Genomic DNA, 1,796 nt, shown 5'->3' with positions numbered 1-1,796 from the left:
GGCGGTACGCGAAAGCGAGGTAACGCAGGGAACTGAAACATCTAAGTACCTGTAGGAAGAGAAAGAAAAATCGATTTCCTAAGTAGCGGCGAGCGAAAAGGAAAGAGCCCAAACCAATGTGCTTGCATATTGGGGTTGTAGGACTCTCAACAAAGAGTATGACGAAGTATAGTAGAACTAGCTGGAAAGTTAGACCGTAGAAGGTAAAAGTCCTGTATACGAAATGCTAAGTTGGCGAGAGAGAGCACCTGAGTACGGCGGAACACGAGGAATTCCGTCGGAATCTACCAGGACCATCTGGTAAGGCTAAATACTACCTAGTGACCGATAGTGAACCAGTACCGTGAGGGAAAGGTGAAAAGAACCCCGGGAGGGGAGTGAAAGAGAACCTGAAACCGTGTGCTTACAAGTAGTCAGAGCCCCTTGAGGGTGATGGCGTGCCTTTTGTAGAATGAACCGGCGAGTTACTTTATCATGCGAGGTTAAGTGGAAGACATGGAGCCGAAGCGAAAGCGAGTCTTAATAGGGCGAAATAGTATGATGGAGTAGACCCGAAACCAAGTGATCTACCCATGGCCAGGTTGAAGTTTAGGTAACACTGAATGGAGGACCGAACCAGGACACGTTGAAAAGTGTTTGGATGAGCTGTGGGTAGCGGAGAAATTCCAATCGAACTTGGAAATAGCTGGTTCTCTCCGAAATAGCTTTAGGGCTAGCCTCGTTGTGAGTTTACTGGAGGTAGAGCACTGTTTGGACTAGGGGCCCATCCCGGGTTACCGAATTCAGACAAACTCCGAATGCCAGATAAATATCAACGGGAGTCAGACTGCGGGTGATAAGGTTCGTAGTCGAAAGGGAAACAGCCCAGACCGCCAGCTAAGGTCCCAAATTGTATGTTAAGTGGAAAAGGATGTGATGATGCACAGACAACCAGGATGTTGGCTTAGAAGCAGCCACCATTTAAAGAGTGCGTAATAGCTCACTGGTCGAGTGACATCGCGCCGAAAATGTACCGGGGCTAAACATACAACCGAAGCTGCGGATATAACTAATGTTATATGGTAGGAGAGCGTTCTAACATCGTAGAAGCCGAGCTGTAAGGCGAGGTGGAGAGGTTAGAAGTGAGAATGCCGGTGTGAGTAGCGAAAGATAGGTGAGAATCCTATCCACCGAAAGACTAAGGTTTCCAGAGGAAGGCTCGTCCGCTCTGGGTAAGTCGGGACCTAAGGTGAAGCCGAATGGTGAAGCCGATGGACAACAGGTAGAAATTCCTGTACCACCAAATATCGATTGAGAGAAGTGGGGACAGAGGAGGCTAATTGATCGTCCTGATGGAATAGGACGTCTAAGCACAAAGGTTGAGTAGTAGGCAAATCCGCTGCTTGATAAGACTGAAGTGTGATGGGGAGCGAAATAAAGTAGCGAAGTCAATGAAGCCAAACTCTCAAGAAAAGCCGCTATCGAGATAAGAGGTGCCCGTACCGCAAACCGACACAGGTAGTTGGGAAGAGAATTCTAAGGTGAGCGAGAGAACCATCGTTAAGGAACTCGGCAAAATGACCCCGTAACTTCGGGAGAAGGGGTGCCTACGAGAGTAGGCCGCAGTGAATAGGCCCAAGCGACTGTTTAACAAAAACACAGGTCTCTGCAAAACCGAAAGGTGAAGTATAGGGGCTGACGCCTGCCCGGTGCTGGAAGGTTAAGAGGAGTGCTTAGCGAAAGCGAAGGTATGAATTGAAGCCCCAGTAAACGGCGGCCGTAACTATAACGGTCCTAAGGTAGCGAAATTCCTTGTC

At 48.7% G+C, this 1,796-nt stretch carries 1 rRNA gene; it reads left to right on the top strand.

From position 1 onward, the window contains the following. Positions 1-1,796, top strand: a 23S ribosomal RNA gene (locus JX287_RS08165); the annotation flags it as partial.

This window comes from Gemella haemolysans (assembly GCF_901873445.1).
GTDB lineage: Bacteria > Bacillota > Bacilli > Staphylococcales > Gemellaceae > Gemella > Gemella haemolysans_C.
The sequence above is the reverse complement of the archived record's forward strand: the minus strand, read 5'-3'. Positions and strand labels throughout refer to the sequence as shown.